The following is a 1,544-nucleotide window of genomic DNA, read 5'->3' as shown; positions in this document are numbered from 1 at the left end:
GTCGTTCGTGAAGAACTCGCAAGCCGCTGATTCAGCGAGAATTTTTTAGCTTGGCAAGTATTCGCGTTTGCCGGATTTCGTCGGTGTGGACGGTGATTTCCGGCAATTTGCATTGTTGTCCAAGGCGTGATTCCATCGGCTTGTCGAGGCGATGGCGGGGTCGATGATGCGGCCTAAAGAGCGACGAGAGAGCGGACAGAACGACTTGTTCCGCTCGCGGCTTGACCAGATCCTGAACCTGGATCATGCGCTGGTGAAGCTGGCGCGCTCGATCGACTGGAGCTTCCTGGAGCAGCGGTTCGGCGCGGTCTATGATGATGATCCGGGCCGGCCGCCCTTGCCGACGCGGTTGATGGCGGGGCTGGCCATCCTCAAGGCGACCCACAACCTGTCCGATGAAGTGCTGTGCGAGCGCTGGATCGAGAACCCTTACTACCAATTCTTCTGCGGCGAGGAGTTCTTCCAGCATCGCCTACCTTTCGACCGCTCCTCGTTGACACGGTGGCGCCAGCGCATGGGCGAGGACAAGCTCGCGGCCTTGGTGCAGGAGAGCCTGGCGACGGCGGTTCGGCTCGAAGCGGCCAAGCCGGCGGACTTCACCGCGGTGATTATCGACACCACCGTGCAGGACAAAGCGGTCGCCTTCCCGACCGATGCCAAATTGATGCACCGGGCCCGCGAACGCCTGGTGAAGCTGGCGCACAAGCACGGCGTGAAGCTGCGCCAATCCTATGCCCGGGTCGGCAAGTTCGCCCTGATCAAGCACCAGCGCTACGCGCATGCCAAACAGTTCAAGCGGGCCAACAAGGCGCTCAAGCGCCTGCGCACCATGTTGGGCGCGGTGACCCGTGATCTCACCCGCAAGCTGGCTGATCGTCCCGAGCTGGCGCAGGCCTTCGCCCTGCCGCTCTCGCTGGCCCGCCGCGTCAAGGACCAGCGTCAGCGCGAACGAGGCAAGAAGGTCTATTCCTTGCATGCGCCGTAGGTCGAATGCATCGGCAAGGGCAAGGCCCACAAACCCTATGAGTTCGGCGTGAAGGTGAGCCTCGCCACCACCCTCAACCGCTCGAAAGGCGGCCAATTCGCCGTCCACGCCAAGGCGCTGCCGGGCTGTCCCTATGACGGCCATACCTTGGCGACCGTCATCCCACAGATCGAGAACAGCATCGGCGTCGAGCTCAAGAAAGTCGTCGTCGATGCAGGCTATCGTGGCCACAACGCGCCCAAGGACAAGGGCTTCAAGGTCTATGTCGCCGGCATGAGGCGAGGCCTGACCGATGCCATCAAACGCGCCTTCCGGCGCCGTGCCGCCATCGAACCTGTTATCGGCCACTGCAAGAGCGACCACCGTATGGGTCGCAACTTCCTTGCCCACGCCTCGGGCGATGCCGCCAACGCGGTCCTCGCCGCCGCCGGCTACAACTTCAGCCTGATCCTCAAATGGCTCTGCCTGCTTTGCGTCCTGATCATGGCCGCGCTCGTCGGCTCGCTATCGCGCACCGCCAATGGCAAAGCCTCCTGAACGCGACTACTTCACGGGAGAC

Annotated in this window: 1 pseudogene; it reads left to right on the top strand. The window is 62.7% G+C overall.

Going from position 1 to position 1,544, the window contains the following annotated elements:
- Window positions 1-163: 163 nt before the first annotated feature.
- Window positions 164-1,522, top strand: a pseudogene (locus tag U1R88_RS35450) (IS5 family transposase).
- Window positions 1,523-1,544 lie beyond the last annotated feature (22 nt).

The organism is Labrys sedimenti, from assembly GCF_034424805.1.
Taxonomy (GTDB): Bacteria; Pseudomonadota; Alphaproteobacteria; order Rhizobiales; family Labraceae; genus Labrys; species Labrys sedimenti.
Note: the sequence above shows the minus strand (reverse complement) of the source record. Positions and strands in the feature narration are given on the sequence as shown.